The organism is Nonomuraea sp. NPDC054003, assembly GCF_055585125.1.
In genome coordinates, this window is record NZ_JBVJKR010000007.1 from 45,684 (window position 1) to 71,163 (window position 25,480).

Genomic DNA, 25,480 nt, shown 5'->3' on the forward strand with positions numbered 1-25,480 from the left:
CGTCAGGCCGGAGCCGTGGCCTCCCCCTGGAAACGCTTCCGGAGAAGGACGGTCGCGACGATCGCCCCCACCGCGAACACGACCGAGCACCAGAGCGCCCAGCGCCAGCCGTCGACGGCTCCGCCGGAGGCCGCGGCGAAGTGGGCCGCCACCGAGGTGACCACTCCCACCCCCACGGCCAGTCCCAGCTGCTGGGAGACGTTGAGCAGCGCGCCGGCCGTGGCCCGCCGCCCCTCCTCGGCGCCGTTCGTGCCGGCGATGCTCGTCGTGACCAGGGCGATGATGTGGCCGAACGCGTTCACGGAGGTGCCGATCAGGACGAGGGCGAACCCGTAGCCTTCCGGCAGGCCCACCATGATGAGAATGCCGGCCGTCTCGATGACGATCCCGCACAGGAGGACCCGGTAGAGCCCGAAGCGCTCGACGTACCTGCCCGCGTAGATTCCGACGACGATGGCGATCGCGCCCGAGACGGCGAACGTCAGGCCGGTCTGGAGCGCGCCCAGACCGAGATGCGTCTGCAGATAGAGCGTGAGGACGAAGAGCATTCCCCCGTAGGAGCAGATCAGCAGGACGTTGACCAGGTTGGCCGCGCCGATGGCGGCCGTGCGGAAGATGGAGATCGGCACGAGGGCGTTGTCCTTGCGGGACTCCACCCAGACGAAGAGGGCGACGGCAGGCACCGCGACCGCCGCGCAGGCGAGGATCGGGGCCGACGACCAGCCGTACTTCTCCCCTTCGGTGAGGGCGAACACGAACGCGACCATGCCCACGGTCGCCAGGACGACGCCGGTGAGGTCGAGGTGGCGCGACGCGTGCCTGTCCCGGCTCTCCTCAAGATGCGCTCTGGCCAGCAGGCCGAACGCCACGACGATGGGCACGTTGATCAGGAAGACGGACCTCCATCCGGCGAACTCGGTGAGGACGCCCCCGAGGACCATGCCCGAGACGAATCCCGCCGACAGCGCCGACCCGTAGATGCCGAGGGCGCGCTCCCGTGGCGGTCCTTCCGGGATGGCCGCCTGGAGGAGCCCCAGACCCGCCGGAGCGATGAACGCGGCGGCGACCCCCTGCAGGGCGCGGCCCGCGATGAGAGCCGCCGGCGACCAGGCGAGGCCCGCCAGCAGCGAGGCGAGCAGGAATCCGGCCAGGCTCCAGATGAACACCCGCTTTCTTCCGTACAGATCGGCGATCCTCCCCCCGAGAAGGAGGAAGCCGCAGAAGGCGAGCGGATAGGCGGAAAGAACCCACGCGACGCCTCCACCGGAGGAGAAGTCCATGGATTCTCGGATGCTCGGAGCCGCGACATTGATGATCGAATAGTCGAGGGCGACCAGGAACTGGGTGCCGCAGATGACCGTGAGCTGCCAGAGATGCCGGGACCGGAAGGTGCTCTCATCCCTTCCGGCCGTGCGCGCCGATGCTTCCTTCATGGCGTATCCCCTCTGCTTCTGTCGACTGCGGGTCCGGATGTCTCCGCTGCGGTCCCGGCGCGTGGGCGCGGTGTTCCGCGTGGCGGCGACCGCCGTGCGGATGGGCGTCCGCGAGCGTGCCGGGGCCGAGGAACATGCGGTGGAGATGCGTCACGGCGTTGAGCACGTCGTGCTCGGCGCAGGTGATGGAGATGCGCCGGGCGCGGACGATCACGTCCGTCACGGTGACGCCGCGGGCCTTGAGCGCGTCCACGAGGAGCCGCACCTGCGGATGGTGGGCACAGAAACCGCAGCCCACCAGCGACACCTTCGCCATGGGGCCGGACCAGTGGCATCCGGTGAAGGCGTCGGCCGCGCGCAGGCCGGCGAGCGCCTCGTCCACCTTGTCCCGGTCGGCGGCGTTCACGATGAACCCCAGCGAACCGGCGGAGGCGTCGGCGGCCGGCTGGCCGAGCATGTCCACCGGCGGCATCGGATCGGCCAGCGCGGCGGCGATCGTGGTCAGGGCGCCGGGGTCGACCCCGTCGAGCCGGCAGCGGAGCTGACCGGTCCGGTGCGCCACGCCGACGGCGGTGAACCGCTCCCCGTCGAGCGGGGCGGCCGAGCGGAAGCCGGTCACCCAGGTGCCGGCGGCCTCGGTCGTGCTGGAGCGGACGTGCACGGGAACGCGATGGGCGCCGGCGTACTCCACGCTGGGATGCGCGAGCACCGTGGCGCCGCAGGCGGCCAGCTCGGCCATGTCCTCGTAGAAGAGGCGGTCCACCTTGCGGGCGTCGGCGACGTGTCGCGGGTCGGCGGTGAACACGCCTTCGACGTCGGTGAAGATCTCGCACACCCTGGCCCGTAACGCCGCCGCCAGGGCGACGGCGGTGGTGTCGGAGCCGCCCCGGCTCAGGGTGGTGAGCTCGCCGTTGTCGGCGGACAGGCCCTGGAAGCCGGAGACGACGGGGACGTGGCCGTCCTGGACGCATTCGCGGATGCGTACGGGATCGACGTTGACGATACGCGCGCGGCCGTGCACTCCGTCGGTGATGATGCCGCAGTCGTGGGCGCTGAACGAGCGGGCGGGCACGCCCAGCTCGTGCAGCGCTATGGCGAGCGCGGCCGCGGAGGCCTGTTCACCGGTACTGAGCAGGAGGTCCAGCTCCCGGGCGTGCGGCGTGTCGGTGAGGTCCCGGGCCAGCTCGATCATGGAGTTGGTGGTGCGGCCCATCGCGGAGACCACGGCGACCACGGACCCGTCCGCGGCGGCGATGCGCCGCGCCACGCGACGGATCTTGCCCGCGTCACCCAGTGATGTTCCGCCGTACTTCTGTATCACCAGGTCCATTGGTTTCCTCTTCCTGCGCCACGACGATCGTCATCGCGTCTCCCGGCTTTCGCGTCGCAACTGGTCCGGCGTGCCGAGGCGGACCGATTCGGCCGCGGCCCGCCGGTAGTACAGCTGGGCGTCGTCGTCGGACCGCATGCCCGCGGCGCCGTGGACCTGCATGGTCCGCGTCGTGACGGTGCGGGCCAGGTCCGACGCCGCCGCGAGGTCGGCCGCCGCGTGCGCCGCCGCGTCGCGGTCGTGCACCAGCAGGCGCGTCGCGTCGATGTGCATCGACAGCTCGGCCAGCCGGAACGCCAGGCCCTGGAACTTGCCGATGGGCTGGCCGAACTGGCGGCGGGTCTTCGCGTAGCCGACGGCGTGGTCGAGCGCCGCCTGGGCCAGGCCCACCAGGTACGCGGCCTGGCGCACCCGTGCGCCGGCCAGCGCCGCCTCCCACCGGGTGGGGTCGGCCCACGCGGTCACGGGGGCGCCGTCGAAGACGACCTCGTACGCCTCGCCCCGGCCCGTCTCCTCGTACCGGCGCGTCGTGATGGCGGGATGGCCGGCGGGCACGAGCGCCAGGCGCGGTCCGGCGCCGCCCAGAAGGAAGTGGTCCACCTCCGCGGCGAACCCGACGAAGGTCCGCCGCGCGGAGACCACACCGTCCTGCTCGGACAGCGGCTCGTCCGCCACCGCCAGCGCCACCGGGGACCGGCCGATGTGGTCGTCCCCGAGCAGTTCCCGCGCGGTGAGCGTGTCGAGCAGCGGGCCCTGGTACAGCACGGACCCGAGGAGCTCGGCCAGCCGCACGGCGTCGGGGCCGGACGCGTCGAGCGCGCCGAGCTCGGCCAGCCCCTGCCACACCATCGCGCGGGTCTCCCGGCTGTCGTCGTCGTCCCAGCCCTCCGCGCGCGGCCGGTCGGCCATCCGCCGCACCAGCGGGGCCAGTTCCTCGTCGAAGAAGTCGGCGATCATCGTGGTCATGACGGCAACCCCAGTTTCGATGTGGCGACGAAGAAGAGCATGATCTCCGAGGAACCCTGGGCGAGCGTGAGCCCCGGCGCCTCCCGGAACGCGGCGTCCAGGACGCCGTCGGCGATCGCGTCGGGATCGCGTGCGTCCAGCAGCGCCCGCGGCCCGAGGATCTCGACCGCCGCCACCGACACCTCCTTGGCCGTCTCCGACGTGTACCATTTCGCGGTCGCCGAGTGGACCTCGTCGGGCCGGCCCTCGTGCAGGTTGGCCACGCACCGCCAGGCCAGGAGCCGGGCCGCGCGCACCCGCGTGTCCAGTTCGACGAGCCGCTGCTCGCACCCCGGCGGGGCGTGCTCGCGCAGCGCGGCCAGCGTGCGTTCCGCCTTGGCGGAGTGGTCGAGCCCGGTGCGCTCCAGCGGGAGCACCTTGCCCAGCACCTGCCAGCCGTCGTCGGCCTCGCCGAGCACGTCCTCGGGCCCGATCCGGATCCCGTCGAGCGTCACCAGGTCGAAGCGTTCCTCGGACAGGTTCCACACCGGCTCGATGACCACGCCCATGGACTGCAGCGGCACCAGGAACAGCGTGATCCCGGCGAAGTTCACCGGCCCGGTCGACGTGCGGGCCGCGCACAGCGCGAAGTCACTGTGCTGCGCCTTCATGTTGTAGATCTTCCGGCCGTGCAGGCGCCAGCCGTCGCCGTCGGGTTCGGCGCGTGTGGTCAGCGACGCCAGGTCGGACCCGATGTCCGGCTCGCTGAAGAGCACGTTGGCCGTGATCTCGCCGCGTGCGAGTCCCGGCAGGAACCGCTCCTTCTGCTCCTCGGTGCCGAACAGGTGGATGGCGTTCCCGACGATGTCGACGCCCAGCGAGTGCACGTTGTCGGGCACGCCGTGGCGGATCATCTCCTCGGTGAGGATCGCCTTCTCCACGATCGTGGCGTCCGCTCCGCCGTAGCGCTCGGGCCAGTTGATCGCGAGCCAGCCGAGCTTGCCCAGCCGCCGATGCACGTCGAGCAGACCGGTCTCCTGCCCGTACGGCGTCCGCCGGGACTGCGCGATCTCCGCGCGCACCTCGTCCTCGCACAGGAGCTTGCAGACTTCTTCCCGGAAGTCGTCCTGTTCCGGCGTGAAGGCCGGGATCATCGGACACTCACCTCGCTCAATCTGTGGCGCATGGCCTCCGCCAGCGCCTCGATGTGTGGGGGCCGGAGCATGGTGTAGTGGTCGCCCGGCACCACCTGGATCTCGTCGGCGTAGGGCCGCCACCGGCTGAGCTTTTCGCCCTCGGACTTCTCGGCGCACAGCAGCACGACCCGGCTGTCCACCCGCGACGGACGGAACGTCAGGAGCGCGCGCACGTTCGCGGCGAACACCGGGAACCGCTCGGCCAGCTCGGCCTCGCCGGGTTCGGCGCCCATGGCCGCGACGTCGGAGGCGAACCACGCGCTCAGCTCGTCGTCGCCGGGACGGGACGGCGCGTCCGGGACGGCGGTGTCGAGCACGAACGTCAGCGCGACGTCGCCGTCCTGGCGTGCCATCTCCAGCGCCACCGCGCCGCCGACCGACCAGCCGCCCACGTGCAGCAGCCCGTCGGGCCGGGCCTCGCGGACCGCGGCCAGATAGGTGGCCGCGAGGTCCGCGAGCGAGCGTTCCCCGATCGCGCCGCCGTGCAGGCCGGGGTCCTCCAGGGCGCAGACCTGGCGGTCGTCGCCCAGGAGCCCGGCCAGCGCGACGTAGGGGGCCACCGATCCGCCGGCCGCGTGCACCAGGAACAGCGGCGGCTCGGTGCCCGCCGGGCCGAGCGGCACGAGCGGGGACACCGTCCGGCCGGAGGGCCGCGGCCGCCCTTCCGGCGGCGCGGCCTCCTGCTGGGCGAGGGCCTCCTCCCGCCGGCGCCGCAGCCGCAGGTCCAGCAGCGCGCGCCGTTTCTCCGCCAGGGCGGAGGGGTGCGACCCGGCCATCAGCTCGACTCCTTCAGCAGCCGATCGACCTCCTCTTCGGGCAGATCGGCGACCTGCGCCTCCAGCTTCGCCACCTCGTCCTCGCCGAGCAGCGCGTGCTGCGCGTCGTCGATCTGGGCGGCGAACTGGCTGAGCAGCGGGTAGCTGAACAGCCGCCGCGGGTCGAGCGTCACCTGGAAGGCGTCGCGCACCCGCGAGATCATCTGGGTCACCTGCAGGGAGTTGCCGCCGAGCAGGAAGAAGTTGTCCTGCGCGCCGACGCTGCCGGGGTCGAGGCTCAGCAGGCTCTGCCAGATTTCGGCCACCCTGCGCTGGGTCTCGGTGGTCAGCTCGGCCTGACCGGTGCCGCCGTCGGGGCGGGGGTCGGGCAGCTTCCCGTGGTCCACCTTCCCGGTCGAGGTCAGCGGGAGCTGGTCCAGCCGCACGTAGTCGGTGGGCACCATGTGCAGCGGCAGCCGCCCGCTCAGGAACTCGCGCAGCTCGTCCGGCTCGACGTCGCCGACCACGTACGCGGCCAGCCAGGCCGAGGGCGTGCCCGCGTCGCGTACGGTCACGACGCACTGCCGCACGCCGTCGAAGCTCTCGATGGCGTGCTCGATCTCGCCCAGCTCCACGCGCAGCCCGCGCAGCTTCACCTGGCGGTCGACCCGGCCCAGGAACTCCAGGTTGCCGTCACCGTTCCAGCGCACCAGGTCGCCGGTGGCGTACATGCGCTCGCCCGGGGTGGTGGCGAACGGGTCGGGCAGGAACTTCTCGGCGGTCTGGTCGGGCCGGCCGAGGTAGCCGACGGCCAGCCCGGCGCCCGCCATGTAGAGCTCCCCGGGCACGCCGACCGGCACCGGCCGCAGGCCCTTGTCCAGGACGTAGGCCCGCTGGTTGGCCATCGCCCGCCCGATGGGCGGCGTCCCTTCCAGTGGCTCCGGCGGGCACAGGTAGTCCACGCACGTCACGGTGACCTCGGTCGGCCCGTACCCGTTGTGGAACTCCCGCCCCGGCTTGCTCCACCGGTTGACCAGGTCGGGGCCGAACGGCTCCATGCCGATGAAGCACACCCGCAGGTCGTCCAGCTCGGACGGGTCGAGCAGCCCCAGGACGGCGGGCGGGATGTCCACCATCGTCACCCGCTCGCGGGCCAGCAGCCCCTGCAACGCCTCCGGGTCGAGCAGTTCGGAGCGCGGCGCGCCCACGATGGTCCCGCCGGCGGTCAGCGTCGAGAACACGTCCGACACGCTCACGTCGAAGGCGGGGTTGGAGAACTGCAGGATCCGGTCGTCCGGCGTCACCGAGAACATCCGCTGGAAGGTGGTGCAGAAGTTCACCACCGCCCGGTGGGGGACCATGACCCCCTTGGGTGTGCCGGTCGAGCCAGAGGTGTAGATGATGTACGCCGTGTCCTCCTGCGCCACCTGCACGGAAGGCGGCGAAACCGGCCGTCCGTCGAGCGTGTCGGAGTCCAGCAGGATCCGTTCCACCTCAGCGGGCAGGCGGTCGGCGAGATCCGAGGTCGTCACCACCGCGGCCACGTCGGCGTCGCCGAGCTGGTAGGCCAGCCGCTCCGCCGGGTACTGCGGGTCGAGCGGCAGCCACGCGCCGCCCGCCTTGAGCACGCCGAGTTCGGCGGCCGGCAGGTCGAAGCCGCGTTCGAGCAGCACGCCGACCACGCGCCCCGGCGTCACCTTGAACTCCTCGACCAGCGCGTGCGCCAGCCTGCTGGACCGCTCGTCCAGTTGCGCGTAGGTCAGGTCCTCGCCCGCGAAACGCATCGCGACCGCGTCGGGCGCCTCGGCCACGCGCGCCGCGAACAGCTCGTGCAGCAGGCGCTCGTCGCGCTCACCGGGCTCGGGGTTCCACGCTGTGAGCACGCGCAGGTACTCGCTGTCGGGCATGATGTCCAGCGAGCTCGCCCGGGCGTCCGGCCGGGACAGCGCGTCGGCCATGACCGTGCTGAAATGCTCCACCAGCTGCTCGATGCGCTCGTGGTCGAACAGCTCGGAGGAGTACTCGATCCACACGCCCAGGCCGCCGTCCGGCAGGTCGTTGATCTGGAACGTGATGTCGAACCGGGTCGTCTCCGGCTGCGGGGTCAGCATCTCGACCTCGACGCCGGGCAGCCGCCAGCGCGCGATCATCGGCTCGGGCAGCAGCGTGAACAGGTGGGCGACCAGCGGGTTCCGCCCCGGCAGCCGCTCCGGCTTGAGCTCCTCCACCAGGCGGCCGAACGGCACGTCCTGGTTGGCCATCGCCTCCAGGATGTTGTCGTTGGCGGCGTGCACCAGGTCGCGGAACACCGGATCGCCCTCCAGGTTCCCGCGGACCACCACCGTGTTGGCGAAGAACCCCATCATGGGCTCGACTTCCGAGCGGGTCCGCCCGGAGAGTACCGACCCGAGCGCGATGTCCTGCTGACCGGTGTAGCGGTTCAGCAGCACCTGGTAGCCGGCCATCGTCAGGGCGAGCAGGGAGACCCCCTCGGCCTGAGCCATGTCGCGGATCTTCCGCGCCAGGTCGTCGGGCAGGCGGGTCTCGTGGATGCGGCCGGCACCGGTGGGCGCCGACGGGCGCTGCCGGTCGGTGCGCCACTCCAGCGGTTCCATGCCGTCCACCGCGGAGTGCCAGTAGTCGATCTGCTTGGCCGGTCCGTCGCTGAGCAGCCAGAGCCGCTGCCAGGCCGCGAAGTCGGCGGGCTGGAGGGTCAGCTCGGGGAACTCCGAGCCGTCCGGATCGGTGTAACGGGCCGTCAGCTCCTCGGCGAACTGCCGCGAGGACCATCCGTCGATGACGATGTGATGCCAGACGATGGACAGCACATGCTCCTCGGGGCCCAGCCGCAGCAGGGCGAACCTGTACGGCGGGTGGTTGCGCAGGTCGAACTCCTCGCGCACCTGCCCGTCGATCCAGTCCTGGACGGACTCCTCGGTCCCGTCGGTCACCGGCAGGTCCCACGTCTCGGGCGGCGGATCGACCGTCTGGAAAGGCACGCCGTGCTCGTCGCCGAACCGGGTGCGCAGGCTCTCGTGCCGCGTGACGATGCCGCGCAGCGCCTTGGAGAGGGCGGGCACGTCGAGCGGGCCGCGCAGGCGCATCGCGAACGGCACGTTGTACACCGGCGCGCCCGCGACCATCTGGTGCAGGAACCACAGGAACCGCTGCTGCTCGGCGATGGCCATCTTGCCCGTACGCGGGACGGGGACGATCCGCTCCCGCTCGGCCTTCTCCGCCACGCGCTGGCGGACCTTCCTCTCCAGCAGGGCGCGTCTGATGTCGGCTGCGTCACGCTTGTCGGGTGTGGACATGATCTCGTTCTCCTCCTTCACCGTCGCACGCTCATCGGGCGCAGGTCGGTCCACACCCGCGCGATGTGTGCAAGGCAGTCGCTCTTGCTTCCCTCCGCACCGGCCTCGGTCCAGCCGGCCGGAATCTCCCGGCCCGCGGGCCAGATCGAGTACTGCTCCTCGTGGTTGATCACCACGACGAATCTCTCTTCCATGACGCTCACCTTTCTTGTGGTACGAAGGCGTGAATGCCGGTCAGTTCACCGAGGTAGCGGTCGAGCGTCCTGAGCCCGTCCGTCTCCGGCCTGGCCAGCGAGGTCGCGTGGCGGCTGAACCGCCGGGTGTCGAAGTGCCGGGAGCCGTCGGTGAACATCCGGTCGAACTCGGCCGGTGCCGCGTCCTGGTCGGCGACCGGGGGCGGCAGCAGCAGGAGCAGCCCGGCGAGCCGCTCGTCGGTCTCGGCGATGGCCTCCAGGCGGTCGCGGAACCGGGGGTAGCCGACCCGGTCGAGCGCGGACCGTTCGGCGAGCACGCCGAACGCCTCGGCGAAGCGCAGCCGGGCCGGCCACAGCACGTGCATGGCGCCGTCGGGCACCTCGATGTCGCCGGTCGCCGCGTGGGCCACGAACTCGGCGACCACGTCGACGGGCGTCACGTCGATCTCGGCCCCGGTCGGGAACACGCATCCGGTGCGCGCGCACGCGTACAACAGGTTGTGCGCCAGCGAGTCCGGGTTGGCCACGCCGGTCGCGCGGTGCGGCCAGACCTCGCCGAGGCGGTACACCACGGATCTGACGCCCTGCCGGTGCGCGTCGGCGAGCAGGGACTCGGCGACGTACTTCGATCGGTTGTAGCCGTCCGCGGCGACCTCCTCCGTCGCCGGGAGCCGGTCCTCGGTGACGGGCGGCGCGCCCGGCCCGGCGGGCGGGAAGATGCTCAAGGTCGACAGGGTGTGCACGCGCGCGCCGCCCGAGGCGAGTTTGATGATCTCCTGTACGCCGAGCACGTTGGCGGGGCGGTGGTCCAGATAGCCGGACAGGAAGTTCACCGCGCCCGCGGCGTTGACGACGCCGGACACCGTGGAGGCGATCGCGTCGAACCGCCGCTGCGGCAGGCCGAGCAGCTCGCTGCCCAGGTCGCTGGGGATCACCTCGACCCGTCCGGTCTTGAGCGCCGTGGGCAGCAGCTGCCAGGCGGACGTCAGCCCGTACTGTTCGAGGACCTCGGTCAGCCGCCGGGCGCCGTCGGCGGGGTCGGCGCACCGCACCAGGCAGATCAGCCCGGCGTTGGAGCGCGTCAGCAGCTCGGCCAGGACGTGTGCCCCGACGAAGCCGGTCGCGCCCGTGAGCAGCAGGGTCTGCGGCGGGCTCCAGGCCAGGTCGTGCCTGATGTAGGCGAGCTCGGCGCAGTCGTCGTCGACGCCCTGGGTGAGCCGCGCCGCCTGCGCGCGCACGGTCGAGGCGACGAGCAGGTCCCGGGGCGGCACCGGCTTCCCCAGCCGTTCGCTGATCGCGGCGGTGAGCCGGTAGGCGAGCAGCGAGGTGCCCCCGTAGTCGGAGAACGGCACGACCACCGAGACCTGCTCCCGGTCGAGCACGTCGCGCCAGGCGGAGCAGACCAGCTCCTCCATCGGGTCGGCCGGCGGCTCGACAGGCTCCGCCGGGCCCTCCTGCGTCGCCGTCTGGGCCACGATGAGGGCGGCCAGCGCCTTGCGGTCCGCTTTGCCGTTGTGGTTGAGGGGGAGCGCGTCGAGCACCACGATCCGGTGCGGCACCTGCTCGGCCGGCAGCTTCTCCGCCGCGTACCCGCGAAGCAGCTCCGGCGACGGAGGGTCGTCCGGCGAGCGCGGCGTGACGCAGCAGACGAGCGTGGACTCGGGCGCCTCGCCGAGCACGATCGCCACCGCGTTGCCCACGAGCGGATGGTCGGCCACGGCCGAGGCGACATCGCCCAGCTCGACGCGCACCCCGCCGAGCTTCACCTGTTCGTCGCGCCGGCCGATGAAGTACATCAGGCCGTCCTCGTCGACCCGTGCCAGATCGCCGGTCCGATAGAGCTTCCCACCCGGGATCTGGGGGAACGGGTTGGCCACGAGCACCCGCGCGGTGCGCTCGGGATCGTTGAGGTAGCCCGCTCCGACGCACTCGCCGCCGAGATACATCTCGCCGGGAGTGTTCACCGGGACGGGCTTGAGGTCGTCGTCGAGCAGGATCGCGGCGGTGTTGTCGATGGGCCGCCCGAGGGGGATCCGGTCGGCGTCGGCGTCCGTGACGTCGTGGAACACCGACCCGATGGAGCACTCCGTCGGCCCGAACGTGTTGGTGACCTCCAGCCCCGGCAGCAGCGCGCGCAGCCGGTGCACCACGCCGGCGCCCGCCGCCTCCCCGCCGATCAGCATGCGCCGCAGGCTCGACGTCGCCTCACGCAGGTCCTCGCGCACCTCCAGCAGCGACACGAACGCCTCCAGCACGGACGGCACGAAGTCGGTCATCGTGACGCCGTAGCGGCCGATGGTCGTGGCCGTCTCCTCAAGGTCGAGGATGCCGTCGCGGTGCGGCAGCACGACCTGCCCGCCCGACACCAGCGGCCACAGCACCTGCCACATCGAGGAGTCGAACGTGGACCGGCTGTTCTGCAGCGTCACGTGATCGGCCCCGTCACCGAACCGGCGCGACATCGTGGTCAGCCTGTTGACCAGGCCGCGGTGGTGGTTGAGCGCGCACTTGGGCGCGCCGGTCGAGCCGGAGGTGTAGAACCCGTAGATCAGGTCTTCCGGCCCCGGCGCGCGGCCGGCCGGCGGCGGTTTCCGGTCGGCCGGACCGGGCGGCTCCGCGCAGTCGACGATCACCGTCGGGAGGGCCTGCTCCAGTTCGCCGATGATGCCCGCGGTCGCCGGCGACACCACGACGACGGGCGGCGACAACTCGGCCACGATCGCGCGGAGACGGTCGACCGGCCAGGCCGGATCAAGCGGTACGAACGCCGATCCTGTCTTCATCACCCCGAAGAGCGAGATCGGGAATTCGGGCCCGTCCGCTATCAACACGGGTATCAATTGTCCGGCCCGGACACCGCCGCTGATCAGTCGATCGGCCGTCACATTGGCCCAGGCGTCGAGGTCGGCATAACTCACCGTGATGTCCCGATAGCGGATCGCGGGACGGTCCGGCGCGTTCTCCTTTTGTGCGTGGAACAGATCGAGGACGGTGCTCCGCCGGGGGAAATCGTGGTGCGGCCCAAGGAATAAGTGAATGGCGGCCAGATGGTGTTCGTCTGGATTCTCATGCGGTTGGCGTGTCATCGTGCTCCCGATGTTCTCGACGGCAACAGATCGTCGTGTCAGGCAGATCGGTGACCATTCGGATTTGTGGTTTCCGGACAGCGGAAACCGGTCCTTCGGCAGGCATGGCGAGGGTTCTGGTGAGATTCGGAGTTTTCGGCGGCCGAGTTCGGGCGCCGGAAATCCACAGAATTGCCCGCGGGCATGAGCGGCCCGCCGGATATCGCGAGCCCGGCCGATCAAGCGGGTGGCGCCTTCGGGCGTGCGCTGACCACGTGTTTCCTCCTTTCGTCAGACGACTGGAGTGCCGCACGTTCGAACCGAAGTAACCGATATCAGTTGAATTACAAGTTACTCACATCTTGGAACATGAGACCGGGATGCGCAACCCGGGTGTCGCCGCCGCGGGCCAGGATGCCGGTGTGTGAGGCGGTATGGCCTGCGGGAACGAGAATGTGCCGCGGACTGAAATCGGTGTGGAGCGACGACCGGGCCGGCCGGACGCCGTGCGGCGCCGGGCACGCCGGACAGGCACGGCCTGGGGGAAGTCGCGAAGAGCATATTCGGCGTTACCCGAGGCGGCGCGCGCCAATCTGCGGACGCGCTGTTTTGTGACAATCTGCCGAAGAGCGAAAAATGATCAGCGGACGCCCGCGAAATGATCGTCGCCTGTCAATGACCAGGTAAGCGCACGTCCCGGCCCGAAGAATGAGGCCGGAGGCGAGCCGCAGCAGAACGCCTCGACGGCGCTGAAATTCGACAAGGGCCGGACAGTTCGCGTCCGCGATACCGGGCGCTCCGGACGTGAAGGTCCCGAATCCATGGGTAGGGTCGGTGACGGTCGGCCCATTCAGCGCCGGCATCGCGCCCCATCTGTCGACGTAAGGGGGAGTCGTGCGGCAAACCGGCGACAACGCACCTGTCGGATTATTCCAATCGGGAGGACTTTCCTCCCTGGCCGTCGGGGTCTGGCTTCGTGAACTGCCGACGCCGGCGAGGCACTATATCGCCGACATCGGCCAGGCGGATCCTCCGGAATTGGACGCGCTCGCTTCTTCGGTGCGACGATTCGGGGACGAATCCGTGGTCGTGGATCTACGGCCGTCCATCGCCGCCGTGGCGTCGGATCTCCTGCGGTACCGCGCCCGCCACGACGGCGGCTACTGGAACACGACCGGCGCGGCGCGCTTCGTGCTCGTCAGCGGGCTCGCGCCGCTGATGCGGGCCGACGGATGCCGGGCACTCGCGCACGGCTGTGTCGGCGGGGGCAACGACCAGCGCCGCTTCGCTCGTTACGGCGCCCACGTCGCGCCGGACCTGCCGGTCGTCGAGCCGTGGACGGATCCGCGGGCGCTCGAACGGTTCCCCGGCCGCGAGACCATGCTCGCGGCTGTCACCGAGCACGGGCTGAGCCTCGACCCGGGCAGCGGCGCAGAACGGTCCACCGATGCCAGCCTCGCCGGCGTCTCGCACGAGTCGGCGGAGCTGGAGGACCTCGAAACGCCGGTCACCCGGCTCGACCCCCGGTGGAGTGAGTGGCCCGAGCAGGCCACGGCCGAGCCCGAGACCGTCACGGTCCTCTTCCGCGAAGGACGGGTCGCCGACCTCGACGGGAGCGGGCCCGACCCGGTCGAGTGGATGAAGCGCGCCAACGACCTCGGCGCGCGGCACGGGGTCTGGCTGCGCGACGTGGTCGAACGGCGCATCATCGGCACGGTCTGCCGGGGCGTCTACGAGGCGCCCGGCCTGGAACTGCTCGACCGCGCGTGGACCCGCGTCCTGCAGGCGAGCCTCGACGGGGCGAGCCGCGAGCTCTACGACCGGCTGTCCGCCGTCCTGGGCTCGGCGATGTACGAGGCGCGGTGGCTCGAACCCGCCGCGCGGGCGGCGCGGGAGGCGATCGACCGGCTCGTCGGCGAGATCGACGGCAGCGTGACCCTGTCCGTCCACCGGGGCGTCGTCCGGGTCGAGCGGATGAAGGTCGCCGGCCCCGTGGTGCGGCAGACCCGGTTCGGCTCCGGCGGGAACCGCTGGAGCTAGACGGCAAGAGAAGGCTTACAGACAAGGAAGGAGCAGGGGATGCGTGAGCGTCGATTCGGCCGGCTCGGCTGGAAGGTCAGCGAGGTCGGCTACGGAATGTGGGGGATAGCAGGTGGAGAGGGCGGCTGGACGGGCGCCGACGACGAGACCGGCGACACCGCGCTGGACGAGGCCGTGCGGCTCGGGTGCACCTTCTTCGACACCGCCTGGATCTACGGCCGGGGACACAGCGAGAGGATGCTCGGGCGGCTGGTCGAACGGCACCCGGAACGCCGCCTCCACCTGGCCACCAAGCCGCCGCCCATGGACCGCGCCTGGCCGTCCACCCGCGACTCCAAACTGTCCGACGTCTACCCGCCCGATCACCTGTGGGAGTACCTGCACCGCAGCCTCGAAGGGCTGGGCACGCCGTCCGTCGACCTGTTCCAGTTCCACGTCTGGGAGGACGCCTGGGCGCACGACGCGGCCTGGCAGGACGCGATCATCGAGATGAAGGAACGCGGGCTCATCAGAGGCGTCGGGATCAGCGTCAACCGCTGGGAGCCCTGGAACGTCCTGGAGACCCTGCGCACCGGGCTGATCGACACGGTGCAGGTCATCTACAACATCTTCGACCAGGCCCCCGAGGACGAGCTGTTCCCGGCATGCCGTGAGCTGGACGTCGCGGTGATCGCCCGGGTGCCCTTCGACGAGGGCACCCTCACCGGCACCCTCACCCGCGACTCCCGCTGGCCCGAGGGCGACTGGCGCAACACGTACTTCGTCCCCGAGAACCTCGTCCCGAGCGTGGAGCGCGCCGAACGGCTGGCGCGGATCGTGCCCGAGGACATGACCATGCCCGAACTCGCGCTCCGCTTCATCCTCCAGAACCCCGACGTCGCCACCGTCATCCCCGGCATGCGCAAACTCACGCACGTACGCGCCAACATCGCCACCAGCGACGCCGAACCGCTGAGCGAGGAGCTGATGGCGCGGTTGCGCGGATTCCGCTGGGACCGCCGGCCCACGGAGTGGTCGCAATGAGCGCCGCGCGCAAGCCCATCCTGCTGTGGGCCGTGCCCCGATCGCGATCCACGGCGTTCCTGCGCGTCATGATCGAGCGCGGCGATCTGGAGGTGGCCCACGAGCCGTTCTCGTACCTCCAGGCGGACGGCCACGTCGAGTTCGCGGGCAGGCGGGTCACCTCGCCGATCGAGATGCTCGACCTGATGCTCGACGTCAGCGTCGGCGAGCGCCGGGTGTTCGCCAAGGAGACCTCCGACTACACCTACACGCCGCTGCTCGAGGACAAGCGCCTGTTCAGCGACGTCGTCAACACGTTCATGATCCGGGAGCCGCGGGCCGCGATCTCCTCGCACTACGCCATGAACCCCGGGGCCACCCTGGACGAGTACGGCTTCGAGTACCTGCACACCATCTTCGACGCCGTGCGGTCGGCCACCGGCGAGATCCCGCTGGTGATCGACGGCGACGACCTCGTGGCCGATCCGGAGCCGACGGTCCGGGCGTACTGCGAGCGGGTCGGGCTCGACTTCAAGCCCGAGGCGATGCGCTGGGAACCCGGTCGACGGGACAACTGGCGGCGCACCGACCAGTGGCACGCGGAGGTGGCCGAGAGCAGCGGCCTGGTGGCCGGGAAGGCGCCCGAGCGACGTGAGACGCCCGACACGAACGAGCACCTGCGCCGGGTCGCCGAGCACCACCAGCCGTTCTACGACGCGCTCGCCCGCCACCGCCTCGCCGGTTGACGCAGATCCTCGTCGCGTTCGCGGTCGTCGAGCCCGGCTCGCCGTGAAACCGCTGGCGCCCGGACCGATCAGCTGGCGAGGCCGCTGTCCGGCCGAAGAAGAGCGGGAATCGAATTCCTGAAGGTCGTTGCAGCCTGACCTTAATAGGTGTTTTACGTTAACACAGAAAGTCCGACTCCTCCAAAAAGATATTCTTGTTGATGGGTGAATGATGTTGTACTCTCCTGAAGAGATCAATTCAAAACGATCGACTCTGATGGAGTGGCCGTGGCAGTTCATGAGCCCCCGCAGCGCAACCGCCGGTTGACTCGTCGCTTCTTCACCCGGGCCATGGGCGCCAGCGCGCTGGCCGCCGCCACGACCGTCGCCACTCAGGCGCGGCCCGCTTCCGCACAGGCCATCTGTGAATACCTGTGCTGCCGCCTGGTCTACTGCCCGACCTTCCCCTACAGCACGTGCGCGAACAACGCGTACTACATTTGGGGCTGCTATTCGGGGGCGTCCTTCTGTCAATGCTGTGAGGCCTCCGGAAGGGCCTCCATCAGCTGCTATCCCTGAGCAACGGACGGACGATCCGGAGGCCCGCAATGTCGATCACCCCGACGAATCACGGCTACGCCTACATCTTCGAGAACGAAGGCTCGGTGAACGTGGCGGTCTGCGCGCGCATCGAGGACGAGAAGCCTGTCGACGTCATCGCCATTCATTTCCGTACCAAGCAGATCAAGGTCGATACGGCCGTTCAGCTGACCGGGGAGAAGGGCGCCCGCTACTCGACCGCGCCCGTCGCCGTCTACGGCGAGGACCACGTGGTCCACCTCCGCAAGGTAGCCGTGGGCGAAGGGCTGACCGCGGCCGGGCTCCGGTCGTAGCCGGCGATGGGGGTGCTGCCTGCCGTCCTCAGCGCGCTGCTCGCAGCGGCCCTGCTCAGCTCGGGCGCCGGCAAGCTGGTCAGCCCGCACGGTCTGGCCGAGGCTCTCGGTGAGCTGACCGGCGCACGGAGACCGCCGCCTGTGGCCCTGGTCCGGGCGGTCGCCGCCGCGGAGATCGCGCTGGCCGTCCTGGCCGTGTTCGGCCAGGAGCACCTGCTCACCTTGCTGCTGGCGGCCCTGCTGGGAACGGGATTCGCGGTGGTGGGGGTCCTGGGACGGCTGCGGGCGAGCTCACTGCCCTGCGGCTGTTTCGGCCGGAGCGGTTCGCGGTCGTTCGGGGCCTGGAACGTGCTGGCCGGCGCCGCGATCCTGGCCTGGGCCTTGGTGCCGGCGCTGCGTGAGACCGCCTACGATCAGGCTGTCCTGCTGCTCGCGCTGAACACGGCGATGTTCGTCCCCGTCTGGGCGAACCGCCGCCATCTGATCGTCTTCGTGAGAGGGACCATGGCGCGCGAACGGACCGAAACATGATCACGGCACTGATGGTCACCCTGCTCGCCCTGCTCAGCCTGGCGGTCGTGATCCTCTTCGCGATGCTGGGCGAGCTCAACGCGCGGATCTCCGAGTCGTCCGCGGGCGGCGGGACGAGGCGCCCCGAGTCCGTGCAGCCGCTGCCCGACGCCAAGCTCGGCGCGACGGTCATCGAGTTCCCCGACGGGCTCGCCCGGCCGCCGGGCGTGCTCCTCGTCCTCAGTACGACCTGCGGGGCGTGCCAGGAACTGGCTCCCGAGGCGCGTGGCTTCTTCGCCTCCTCGGGCGTGGACCTCGTCGGCGTCGTGGTGTCGTGCGCGTCGGCCGCCTCGGGCAGGGAGTTCGTGGCGCAGTACGGGCTGGCTGACCTGCCCGGCTACGTGGACGTCTCAGGACAATTCAGCATGTCGGCGCTCGGCGTCGGCATGAGCCCGGCGGCGGTGGCGCTCTCCCCCGATGGGGTCGTGCGGTCCGCTGTGGTGTTCAGCTCCTTCAACGCCCTGTCGAGCTGGATCGCCTCCCTCGACGACCCCTCCGGCGCAGCGGGCGGCGTGAGCGTCGCGCCGGGAAAGGACCTCGTCTGATGGACGTCCCGGCGATCGTGGCACTGGCCCTGGCCGGCTTCGTCCTGCAGTACTGGAGCCCTTGAGGCCGCTCGATGGTCGGCGTGGCCGGTCCATTGTCCAGGCGGTCGCCTGGCGCAGCACGCCGCTTCATCGCGGGCTACTCCGTGGGTCTCGTGGTGGGCGGAACGGTCATCGCGCTGCTGGCCGCCGTCGTGGCGGAAGGGCTCGGGAGCGTGCTCCCGCTCCGGTGGCGCGAGGTGGCGGCGGGCACGCTGCTGGTCGGGGTGGGCGTCGCGGACGTGCTGAACCGCACTCCGCACGTGATGCGGCAGGTGCCCCAGGACTACGCGCGGGCGCTCCGGCCCGGCTGGCGCGGTGTGCTCTGGGGCGTCGACCTCGGTCTGCTGTTCACCACGCAGAAGACCACGTCGCTCATCTGGGGCGCGCTCGTGGTCACGGTGCTGCTCAACCCCATGGCGGCACCGGTGTTCCTGGTCGGGATGGTGATCGGCTCGGTGGCGGGGACGGTGATCGGGACGGCACTCAACCACGTTCCCGGCCGGGCGTTCCTGGGCGGAGAGCGGGTGTTCATCCGTACTGTACGGGCCTTGAGCGGAGTAGTGCTGATATGCCTGGGTTTGCTCCAGATCGTGTAGTGGCCGCCGCCGCCGGGCGCTGTGCCCCGGATCCAGACGGTGGCGTCGTCGTCGTGACCAGGTTCGACTGTGGCGGGCTGTGGCGGCTGCTCGCCTTCCGGATCGCGCACGCCTGGATCTCGGCGCGCATCACGCCGCGGCTCGAAGGGCTCGTCTTCATCGCGACCCGTACGGACGTGGCGGCACGCAGGGTGCTGAGCGTCACCCTCTTCCACAACCTCGGCCAGGTTTACCAGATGGGGAGGATCCCGGCGCACATCAAGGCCGCGCGGGTCACCCGCCGGTTCGGTGTCCGGACCCGCGGCGCCGTTTTCGCCAATGTCGGGGACTGGCGGACGGTGCTGTTCGACGCGGCGGCGGGGGAGCCGGTCATCGACTGACGAACTCCAGGTCGATGGAGTCCGTGTGAGAGCTCCACGCGAGGTCCAGGCGCCAGCATCCGGGGCTCGGCAGGTCGACCGCAGAAGGCCCGGGGCCGCCCTCGACGGTGATGCGCGTCGGCGCGCCCACGCCGTTCAGCCGGGCCTCGATGCGCAACGGCTCGGACGGAATCAGCGGCGCTCTGGAACGCCACAGAATTTTGTTGCCCCGGTCCGGCAGCGGTGGGCTGTAAAGCGGATAGCCGAAAAGGATGGCGAGCATGTCACCGCGGCTGCTGGAGGCATAATGCATTTCCACGCCGGGGGTGAATCCCGTCCGGGCCCAGGATGGCGGTTCGCCCTTGACGGCCCGGAACTCGCACGGTGCCGTGGTGACGGAATCGACGGCGGCCTGGGTCGGCTGTGGCCGAGTTGGAGAGCTGTCATTCATGCAGGCGGCGGAGAGAAGGAGCGTTGCAGCCACCATGACGTGGCGCGACCGCATCAAGCGGACCCCCAGAAAAGGCGGATGAAAGGAAATCACCGCCAACGTACTACAACACCGAGTGATGCCGAAGACCTCAAATCCTCATGCGCCGAGGTCCGCGGTCGTCACTGGTCGTCCTCGTAGGGGTGGGCGCGCGCGTACCAGACCCACGCGGCCAGCCCGGCGAACAGCAGGGCGATGAACGGGGACCCGGCCGCCATCATGATCAGGCAGGACGTGGAGCTGATGACCAGCAGGACCGTGTAGGTCCGTCTGGACAGGTCGGGCGCTCGCCGGGGCAGGTGCCGCGCGTCACTGTGGAAGGACTCGGTGAAATCCGGATCCTCGTCGCGCAGCCGGCGCTGGATCCTACGCAACTCGTCGCGTTCGCGGTCGTCGAGCACGACACACCTCCTGGGCGCTCGCGCCAGGTGCGATCTCATCTCGTATCCCACCTGAATGATTTACATCGTAGCACGATATAAAATGGATCCCATGGATGGTTACGGGGGGATTCGGGAGGCGGCGGCAGAGAGCGAGCCGCTGTCGAAGCAGGATTTCGAGGCGCTCGCCCGGTTCCGTTTCGGGATCCGCAGCTACCTGCGGTTCAGCGAGGACGCGGTGCGCGCGGCCGGCCTCGCCCCCCAGCAGTATCAGCTCATGCTGGCGCTGAAAGGGTTCCCCGGCCGCGACTGGGCGACCGTGCGGGAGCTGGCCGAACGGCTGCTCCTGCGTCACCACAGCGTGGTCGAGCTGGTCAGCCGCGCCCAGCGGCAGGGCCTCGTACGCCGGAGCGCCCACCCCGACGACGGCCGGGCGGTCCGCGTGCTGCTGACCGCCGAGGGGGAGCGGGTCCTGGCCCTGCTGAGCGCCCTGCACCGCGACGAGCTGCGCCGCATCGACACCATGCTCACCCCGCCGGCCTGGGACGCTAGCGGGTGACCAGGGACCACGCCCACCGGCCGGACCCGGCGCGGGTCACTCGCCGGCGGCCCAGACGGCCTCGAACGCGGCCCCGTCGATCTCGGTCAGGTCCCAGATGTCGAGCGGCTGGTCGGTGAGGAACCCGTGCTCGTCCTGCGGGTGGCGCCACCAGTAGCGGCGCAGCCGCCGCGCCCCGTCGATCTCCGCCTGCCGGATCGCCCAGTGTTCGCCGTCGCCCTCGACGCTCTCGAACAGCCACACCCCGCCGCGCTCGTCGTCGCCGCGCCAGTAACGCCGCGGCCGCTCCGACTCGCTCAGCTCTTTGACCAGGGACCGGCGGACATCAGGATGCACGCCGCCCACTCTAGGGGAACGCCCTCAGCGGTCGACGATCTCGTTCTTGCCGATCACGACCACGCCGCTCCGGGTCAGGGCGAAGCGGGTGCGGTCGTACTCCAGGTCGAAGCCGATGCGGGCGCCGTCGGGGATGACGACGTTCTTGTCGATGATGGCCTTGCGGACGATCGCGCCCCGGCCGACCTTGACGTTCTCCATCAGCACCGAGTCCTCCACCAGCGAGTGGGAGTGGAGGACGACCTTGGGCGACAGGATCGACCGGACGGCCGTGCCGCCCGAGACGATCACGCCGGGGGAGACCAGCGACTCCAGGGCGCGCCCGACCCGGTCGCCGTCGTTGTGCACGAACTTGGCCGGCGGCAGCGGGTCGTGACCGGTGTGGATGGGCCACTTGTCGTTGTAGAGATTGAAGATCGGGTGGGCCGAGATGAGGTCCATGTGGGCCTCGTAGTAGGCGTCGAGCGTGCCGACGTCGCGCCAGTAGCCGCGGTCGCGCTCGGTGGAGCCCGGCACCATGTTGTGGGCGAAGTCGTAGACGTCGGCCCCGCCCGACTTGACCATCATCGGGATGATGTTGCCGCCCAGGTCGTGTCTGCTGGTCGGGTCGAGCGCGTCCTCGCGCAGCGCGTCGATCATCGCCTGCGTCTTGAACACGTAGTTGCCCATCGAGGCGTAGACCTCGTCGGGGGAGTCGGCCAGGCCCACCGCGTCCTTGGGCTTCTCGCGGAAGGCCACGATGCGCTTGCCCTGCGGGTCGGTCTCGATCACGCCGAACTGGTCGGCCAGCGACAGCGGCTGGCGGATCGCCGCCACGGTGACGTCGGCGCCCGACTGCTCGTGCTGCTCGACCATCTGCCGGGGATCCATCCGGTAGATGTGGTCGGCGCCGAACACGATCACGTGCTCGGGCATCTCGTCGTAGATCAGGTTGAGGTTCTGGAAGAGGGCGTCGGCCGACCCCGAGAACCAGCGCGGCCCCAGCCGCTGCTGCGCGGGCACCGGGGTGACGTAGTTGCCCAGCATGGCCGAGAGCCGCCAGGTGCGGGAGATGTGGCGGTCCAGGCTGTGGTTCTTGTACTGGGTCAGCACGACGATCTTCAGGTAGTCGCCGTTGGCCAGGTTGGACAGCACGAAGTCGATCAGCCGATACATCCCGCCGAACGGCACAGCCGGTTTCGCCCGGTCCGCCGTGAGAGGCATCAGCCTCTTTCCCTCTCCACCCGCCAGCACGACCGCAAGCACCCTCCGGGACCTCATGTCCAGGACGCTACCCCCAATCGGCGCATCTATCGACGTAACTCTGTCCGGCCCTCTTCCGAGGTGTCCGGAGTGATCCCTCTATGTGCCGCCATCAGCGCACCGGTTGTTTCCCGCTCGGGCGCCTGTCACCGTGTCCGGACGCCCGCGATTCCTCGTAAAGTCGAGTCATGCGAGTGGATCTGCTCAGCCGCGAATACCCGCCGGAGGTCTACGGCGGCGCGGGCGTGCACATGGAGTACCTCTCCCGCGAGCTGCGGGAGCTCGCCGACGTGCGGGTGCGGTGCTTCGGCGCCGCCAGGGAGGAGCCCGGGGTGTCGGCCTACCGGACGCCCGCCGGGCTGGCCGGCGCGAACGCCGCGCTCCAGGTGCTCGGCGTCGACCTGGAGATCGCCGCGGCCTGCGAGGGCGCCGACCTGGTCCATTCGCACACCTGGTACACCAACTTCGCCGGGCACGCCGCCAAGCTCCTCCACGGCATCCCGCACGTGGTCACCACGCACAGCCTGGAGCCGCTGCGCCCGTGGAAGGCCGAGCAGCTGGGCGGCGGCTACGCGATCTCGTCGTGGGCCGAGCGCACCGCCCTGGAGGCCGCCGACGCGGTGGTCTCGGTGTCGGCCGGCATGCGCCGCGACGTGCTGGCCGCCTACCCGCAGATCGACCCGGCCAAGGTGAGCGTGATCCACAACGGCATCGACACCGCCGAGTACGCCCCGGACCAGGACCATCAGATCCTGAAAAAGTACGGCATCGACCGCGATCGACCGTACGTCATCTTCGTCGGCCGGATCACCCGCCAGAAAGGCCTGGTCCACCTCCTGCACGCGGCGCGGTCCTTCGCCCCCGACGCGCAGCTCGTGCTCTGCGCGGGCGCGCCCGACACGCCGGAGATCGCCGCCGAGGTGGCCGGGCTGGTGCGTGGCCTCGACCGCAAGGGCGTGTTCTGGATCTCCGAGATGCTGCCCAAGCCCGAGGTGATCCAGTTGCTCACGCACGCCTCGGTGTTCGTCTGCCCGTCGGTCTACGAGCCCATGGGCATCGTCAACCTGGAGGCCATGGCCTGCGAGACCGCCGTGGTCGCGACGGCCACCGGCGGCATCCCCGAGGTGGTCGCCGACGGTGAGACGGGCCTGCTCGTACCGATCGACCAGGGCCCCGACGGCACTCCGCACGACCCCGAGCGGTTCGCCGCCGACCTCGCCGGGCGGGTGAACACGCTGCTGGAGGACCCGGCGCGGGCCCGCGCGATGGGGCTGGCCGGACGGGCGCGGGCCGTCGAACACTTCTCCTGGCCCGCGATCGCCCGCCGCACGATGGAGCTGTACGCGTCACTTATGTGACGTAGGTCTCATTTGGGCCTTGTCCTGCCCGCCGTACGGGATCACCCTGAACGGCAGGAGGCAGAGATGACGCATCCCCTCGGAGTCAGCCGCCCGGACCTCGAAGTCACCGATCTGCCGACGCCGGAGGAGGTCTTCAAGGTCCCCCGGATCGGCAAGGTAGAGCTGTTCAAGTTCGCCGTGGGGCCCAGCCTGATCGCCCTCGGCATCTCCATCGGCAGCGGCGAATGGCTGCTCGGCCCGCTCAGCGTCGGTCAGTACGGCTTCGTCGGCGTCGGCTGGGTCATCCTGGTCTCGGCCGTGCTCCAGACGTTCTACAACGTCGAGTGCGCCCGCTACGTGACGGCCACCGGCGAGACCCCGGTGGTCGGCTGGGGGAGGGTGCCGCCGGGCTGGAAGCTGTGGGTCCCGCTATCGGTGTTCATCGTCATCTTCGCGTTCATCGCCGGCGGCTGGGCCGCCTCCGCGGGGCAGGGCGTGTACGCGCTCGTCCACGGCGACATCCCGCCCGCCGGGGCCGAGGAGCCCCGGCTGTGGGCCATCGCGCTGCTCGTGCTGGTCTTCCTGATCACCGCGGCGGCCCGGCGGGTCAGCCGCGCCCTGGAGCTGGCCAACTGGATCATGGTCGGCTCCATCCTGGTCGCCCTGCTGCTCATCGACCTGTTCGTGGTGCCGTGGGAGCTGTGGTGGGAGGGCATCAGGGGCTTCTTCACCCCGGCCGCGCCGCCCGCCGGGATCACCGCCACCCAGCTCGGCGGCCTGGCCGGCTTCACCGCCCTGGCCTCCGGACTGAACTGGTACGTGATGGGCCACTACCGCGACAAGGGCTACGGCATGGGCCACCGCGCCGGTTACATCGCCGGCCTGCGCGGCGGCCGGCAGGAGATCCTGGCCAGCGGCGTCACCTTCCCCGACGACGAGCGCAACCGGGGGCTGTGGCGGCGGTGGTACCGGCTGATCATGGTCGACATGTGGGGCGTGTTCTTCGTCGGCGCCATGCTCGGCATGCTCCTGCCGACGATCCTCATGGCGCACGCGGTCAACCTGTCGGGACAGCAGCCCACCCGGGCGACCGTGCCCACCTTCGTCGCCGCCGCGCTCGGCGACGAGTACGGGCAGGCGATGTTCGTCCTAGCGCTGATCATGGGCGTGCTCATCCTGTTCAGCACGCAGCTGGGCATCTTCGAGGCGATGGTGCGGGTCACCACCGACGCCGCCCATGCCACCAGCCCCAGGCTGCGCAGGCTCATCGAGGGCGACCCGCGGCGCTTCTACTACCCGTTCATGATCGTGCTGCTGATCGTGATCGCGATCGTCATCCACCTGTCGCTGCCGGTGGCCCTGGTGGAGTGGTCGGCGAACATGTCGAACCTCGGCGCGCTGATCTACCCGTTCATGCTCATGTACCTCAACAGCAAGCTGCCCAAGCCGGCGCGGGCGCGCTGGTGGCACCACGTCATCCTGGTGCTCAACTTCCTGTTCTTCGGGTTCTTCTTCGTGAACTTCATCGCGGACTTCGTCGGGGAGCCGCTGGTGACGTTCTGATCAGCGCTGAGGCTCCAGGACCACGACCGGGATCTTGCGGTCGGTCTTCTTGGTGTACTCGTCGTAGTCGGGCCACGTGGCGGTCATCAGCCGCCACAGCTCCGGCCGCTCCTCGTCGGTGGCGGTGCGGGCGCGCGCCTTGAACCGGTCGCTCCTGACCTGCACCTCGACCTCGGGGTCGGCGGCCAGGTTCTTGTACCAGTCGGGGTGCGACGGGTCACCGCCCTTGGAGGCGACCACCACGAAGTCGTCGCCGTGCGGCTGGTAGATGAGCGGCGTCGTGTACGGCTCGCCGGATTTGCGGCCCTTCGTGGTGAGCAGGAGGGTCGTGGTGCCGTTCCAGTCGTGTCCTTCGGCGCCGCCGGTCTCGCGGTAGCGCCGGACGTGTTCCTTGCCATAGAGCATGCCCAGGCACCTACCCCGGCGCGCCCGGCACTCACCCGGGCACGCCGGGGCCTGTACGAGATGTTGACCTCGTTCGTGGCGTTCGCCCCATCGGCCAGGCTCGCGGCGGTTCGTCCGGAACGGTGCTGTACGTGAAGGACGGGCTGATGAGAGCCTAGGCC

24 protein-coding genes are annotated in these 25,480 nt (G+C 70.3%); 11 read left to right on the top strand and 13 right to left on the bottom strand.

Going from position 1 to position 25,480, the window contains the following annotated elements:
• Positions 1-2: 2 nt before the first annotated feature.
• The 8 genes from ACZ6YG_RS19395 to ACZ6YG_RS19430 are packed head-to-tail and all read right to left on the bottom strand — an operon-like array spanning position 3 to position 12,253.
• Positions 3-1,433, bottom strand: a complete 1,431-nt coding sequence (locus ACZ6YG_RS19395; RefSeq protein ID WP_466018768.1) for an MFS transporter — start codon at positions 1,431-1,433, stop codon at positions 3-5.
• Positions 1,396-2,763 (bottom strand): aspartate kinase, encoded by a 1,368-nt coding sequence (locus ACZ6YG_RS19400; protein WP_148030675.1) that lies wholly within the window; start codon positions 2,761-2,763, stop codon positions 1,396-1,398. Before ACZ6YG_RS19400 ends, ACZ6YG_RS19395 begins: the two co-directional genes overlap by 38 nt.
• A gap of 30 nt (positions 2,764-2,793) precedes the next feature.
• Positions 2,794-3,729 carry an acyl-CoA dehydrogenase family protein gene (locus ACZ6YG_RS19405; protein ID WP_466018769.1) on the bottom strand — a complete coding sequence of 312 codons (936 nt, stop codon included), beginning with the start codon at positions 3,727-3,729 and terminating at the stop codon, positions 2,794-2,796.
• The gene (locus ACZ6YG_RS19410; protein WP_466018770.1) at positions 3,726-4,862 is read right to left on the bottom strand and encodes an acyl-CoA dehydrogenase family protein; all 1,137 of its coding nucleotides are present in this window, start codon (positions 4,860-4,862) and stop codon (positions 3,726-3,728) included. The genes ACZ6YG_RS19405 and ACZ6YG_RS19410 overlap by 4 nt, the downstream gene beginning before the upstream one ends.
• Entirely contained in the window at positions 4,859-5,680 is an 822-nt protein-coding gene (locus ACZ6YG_RS19415; RefSeq protein WP_466018771.1) for a thioesterase domain-containing protein, read from the bottom strand. The genes ACZ6YG_RS19410 and ACZ6YG_RS19415 overlap by 4 nt, the downstream gene beginning before the upstream one ends.
• Complete coding sequence (locus ACZ6YG_RS19420; RefSeq protein WP_466018772.1) at positions 5,680-8,973, bottom strand: non-ribosomal peptide synthetase; 3,294 nt, start codon at positions 8,971-8,973, stop codon at positions 5,680-5,682. Before ACZ6YG_RS19420 ends, ACZ6YG_RS19415 begins: the two co-directional genes overlap by 1 nt.
• A 17-nt stretch (positions 8,974-8,990) precedes the next feature.
• A complete protein-coding gene (locus ACZ6YG_RS19425; protein WP_148030680.1) occupies positions 8,991-9,167 on the bottom strand; it encodes an MbtH family protein in 177 nt (58 codons plus the stop codon).
• 5 nt (positions 9,168-9,172) lie between these two features.
• Positions 9,173-12,253, bottom strand: coding sequence for a non-ribosomal peptide synthetase (locus ACZ6YG_RS19430; protein ID WP_466018773.1), 3,081 nt, complete (start codon positions 12,251-12,253; stop codon positions 9,173-9,175).
• Between the two features lie 873 nt (positions 12,254-13,126).
• Here ACZ6YG_RS19430 and ACZ6YG_RS19435 point away from each other — a divergent pair.
• The 8 genes from ACZ6YG_RS19435 to ACZ6YG_RS19470 all read left to right on the top strand — a co-directional run bounded on the left by ACZ6YG_RS19435 (position 13,127) and on the right by ACZ6YG_RS19470 (position 19,025).
• Positions 13,127-14,272: an argininosuccinate synthase domain-containing protein gene (locus tag ACZ6YG_RS19435; protein ID WP_466018774.1), complete on the top strand. Its 1,146-nt coding sequence runs from the start codon at positions 13,127-13,129 to the stop codon at positions 14,270-14,272.
• A 39-nt stretch (positions 14,273-14,311) separates the two neighbouring features.
• Complete coding sequence (locus tag ACZ6YG_RS19440; RefSeq protein WP_466018775.1) at positions 14,312-15,295, top strand: aldo/keto reductase; 984 nt, start codon at positions 14,312-14,314, stop codon at positions 15,293-15,295.
• Complete coding sequence (locus ACZ6YG_RS19445; protein ID WP_466018776.1) at positions 15,292-16,020, top strand: sulfotransferase-like domain-containing protein; 729 nt, start codon at positions 15,292-15,294, stop codon at positions 16,018-16,020. Before ACZ6YG_RS19440 ends, ACZ6YG_RS19445 begins: the two co-directional genes overlap by 4 nt.
• 587 nt (positions 16,021-16,607) lie before the next feature.
• A complete protein-coding gene (locus ACZ6YG_RS19450; protein ID WP_148030685.1) occupies positions 16,608-16,892 on the top strand; it encodes a hypothetical protein in 285 nt (94 codons plus the stop codon).
• 6 nt (positions 16,893-16,898) lie between these two features.
• Positions 16,899-17,423 carry a MauE/DoxX family redox-associated membrane protein gene (locus ACZ6YG_RS19455; RefSeq protein WP_148030686.1) on the top strand — a complete coding sequence of 175 codons (525 nt, stop codon included), beginning with the start codon at positions 16,899-16,901 and terminating at the stop codon, positions 17,421-17,423.
• Entirely contained in the window at positions 17,420-18,007 is a 588-nt protein-coding gene (locus tag ACZ6YG_RS19460) for a thioredoxin domain-containing protein (protein ID WP_466018777.1), read from the top strand. The genes ACZ6YG_RS19455 and ACZ6YG_RS19460 overlap by 4 nt, the downstream gene beginning before the upstream one ends.
• Positions 18,008-18,162: 155 nt before the next feature.
• Positions 18,163-18,645, top strand: coding sequence for a hypothetical protein (locus tag ACZ6YG_RS19465; RefSeq protein ID WP_148030688.1), 483 nt, complete (start codon positions 18,163-18,165; stop codon positions 18,643-18,645).
• Between the two features lie 53 nt (positions 18,646-18,698).
• Positions 18,699-19,025, top strand: coding sequence for a hypothetical protein (locus ACZ6YG_RS19470; RefSeq protein WP_148030689.1), 327 nt, complete (start codon positions 18,699-18,701; stop codon positions 19,023-19,025).
• Here ACZ6YG_RS19470 and ACZ6YG_RS19475 read toward each other — a convergent pair.
• Both ACZ6YG_RS19475 and ACZ6YG_RS19480 read right to left on the bottom strand, forming a co-directional pair.
• Positions 19,015-19,554 carry a hypothetical protein gene (locus tag ACZ6YG_RS19475; RefSeq protein ID WP_219547537.1) on the bottom strand — a complete coding sequence of 180 codons (540 nt, stop codon included), beginning with the start codon at positions 19,552-19,554 and terminating at the stop codon, positions 19,015-19,017. The two genes, ACZ6YG_RS19470 and ACZ6YG_RS19475, sit on opposite strands and share 11 nt — an antisense overlap.
• A 62-nt stretch (positions 19,555-19,616) precedes the next feature.
• Positions 19,617-19,895, bottom strand: coding sequence for a DUF3040 domain-containing protein (locus ACZ6YG_RS19480; RefSeq protein ID WP_187281075.1), 279 nt, complete (start codon positions 19,893-19,895; stop codon positions 19,617-19,619).
• Positions 19,896-19,986: 91 nt separating this feature from the next.
• Between ACZ6YG_RS19480 and ACZ6YG_RS19485 the strand changes: the two genes are divergently transcribed.
• Positions 19,987-20,433: a MarR family winged helix-turn-helix transcriptional regulator gene (locus tag ACZ6YG_RS19485; protein WP_466018778.1), complete on the top strand. Its 447-nt coding sequence runs from the start codon at positions 19,987-19,989 to the stop codon at positions 20,431-20,433.
• A 36-nt stretch (positions 20,434-20,469) separates the two neighbouring features.
• Here the strand turns inward: ACZ6YG_RS19485 and ACZ6YG_RS19490 are convergent, their stop codons facing one another.
• Both ACZ6YG_RS19490 and glgC read right to left on the bottom strand, forming a co-directional pair.
• On the bottom strand, positions 20,470-20,769 hold the full coding sequence (locus tag ACZ6YG_RS19490; RefSeq protein ID WP_466018779.1) for a hypothetical protein: 300 nt from the start codon (positions 20,767-20,769) through the stop codon (positions 20,470-20,472).
• Between the two features lie 24 nt (positions 20,770-20,793).
• Positions 20,794-22,029: a glucose-1-phosphate adenylyltransferase gene (glgC, locus tag ACZ6YG_RS19495; RefSeq protein WP_148030694.1), complete on the bottom strand. Its 1,236-nt coding sequence runs from the start codon at positions 22,027-22,029 to the stop codon at positions 20,794-20,796.
• 170 nt (positions 22,030-22,199) lie between these two features.
• Between glgC and glgA the strand changes: the two genes are divergently transcribed.
• Positions 22,200-23,369 (top strand): glycogen synthase, encoded by a 1,170-nt coding sequence (gene glgA / locus ACZ6YG_RS19500; RefSeq protein ID WP_466018780.1) that lies wholly within the window; start codon positions 22,200-22,202, stop codon positions 23,367-23,369.
• A gap of 66 nt (positions 23,370-23,435) precedes the next feature.
• On the top strand, positions 23,436-24,914 hold the full coding sequence (locus tag ACZ6YG_RS19505; protein ID WP_148030696.1) for an Nramp family divalent metal transporter: 1,479 nt from the start codon (positions 23,436-23,438) through the stop codon (positions 24,912-24,914).
• Here the strand turns inward: ACZ6YG_RS19505 and ACZ6YG_RS19510 are convergent, their stop codons facing one another.
• Positions 24,915-25,319, bottom strand: coding sequence for a nitroreductase family deazaflavin-dependent oxidoreductase (locus ACZ6YG_RS19510; RefSeq protein ID WP_148030697.1), 405 nt, complete (start codon positions 25,317-25,319; stop codon positions 24,915-24,917).
• Positions 25,320-25,480 lie beyond the last annotated feature (161 nt).

Coding starts and splice junctions, on each gene's coding strand:
- ACZ6YG_RS19420 (WP_466018772.1), bottom strand. CDS start 8,973: ATGTCCACACCCGACAAGCGTGACGCAGCCGACATCAGACGCGCCCTG.
- ACZ6YG_RS19510 (WP_148030697.1), bottom strand. CDS start 25,319: ATGCTCTATGGCAAGGAACACGTCCGGCGCTACCGCGAGACCGGCGGC.
- ACZ6YG_RS19460 (WP_466018777.1), top strand. CDS start 17,420: ATGATCACGGCACTGATGGTCACCCTGCTCGCCCTGCTCAGCCTGGCG.
- ACZ6YG_RS19400 (WP_148030675.1), bottom strand. CDS start 2,763: ATGGACCTGGTGATACAGAAGTACGGCGGAACATCACTGGGTGACGCG.
- ACZ6YG_RS19405 (WP_466018769.1), bottom strand. CDS start 3,729: ATGACCACGATGATCGCCGACTTCTTCGACGAGGAACTGGCCCCGCTG.
- ACZ6YG_RS19415 (WP_466018771.1), bottom strand. CDS start 5,680: ATGGCCGGGTCGCACCCCTCCGCCCTGGCGGAGAAACGGCGCGCGCTG.
- ACZ6YG_RS19430 (WP_466018773.1), bottom strand. CDS start 12,253: ATGACACGCCAACCGCATGAGAATCCAGACGAACACCATCTGGCCGCC.
- ACZ6YG_RS19410 (WP_466018770.1), bottom strand. CDS start 4,862: ATGATCCCGGCCTTCACGCCGGAACAGGACGACTTCCGGGAAGAAGTC.
- ACZ6YG_RS19485 (WP_466018778.1), top strand. CDS start 19,987: ATGGATGGTTACGGGGGGATTCGGGAGGCGGCGGCAGAGAGCGAGCCG.
- ACZ6YG_RS19440 (WP_466018775.1), top strand. CDS start 14,312: ATGCGTGAGCGTCGATTCGGCCGGCTCGGCTGGAAGGTCAGCGAGGTC.
- ACZ6YG_RS19450 (WP_148030685.1), top strand. CDS start 16,608: ATGTCGATCACCCCGACGAATCACGGCTACGCCTACATCTTCGAGAAC.
- ACZ6YG_RS19425 (WP_148030680.1), bottom strand. CDS start 9,167: ATGGAAGAGAGATTCGTCGTGGTGATCAACCACGAGGAGCAGTACTCG.
- ACZ6YG_RS19445 (WP_466018776.1), top strand. CDS start 15,292: ATGAGCGCCGCGCGCAAGCCCATCCTGCTGTGGGCCGTGCCCCGATCG.
- ACZ6YG_RS19505 (WP_148030696.1), top strand. CDS start 23,436: ATGACGCATCCCCTCGGAGTCAGCCGCCCGGACCTCGAAGTCACCGAT.
- glgC (WP_148030694.1), bottom strand. CDS start 22,029: ATGAGGTCCCGGAGGGTGCTTGCGGTCGTGCTGGCGGGTGGAGAGGGA.
- ACZ6YG_RS19395 (WP_466018768.1), bottom strand. CDS start 1,433: ATGAAGGAAGCATCGGCGCGCACGGCCGGAAGGGATGAGAGCACCTTC.
- ACZ6YG_RS19455 (WP_148030686.1), top strand. CDS start 16,899: ATGGGGGTGCTGCCTGCCGTCCTCAGCGCGCTGCTCGCAGCGGCCCTG.
- glgA (WP_466018780.1), top strand. CDS start 22,200: ATGCGAGTGGATCTGCTCAGCCGCGAATACCCGCCGGAGGTCTACGGC.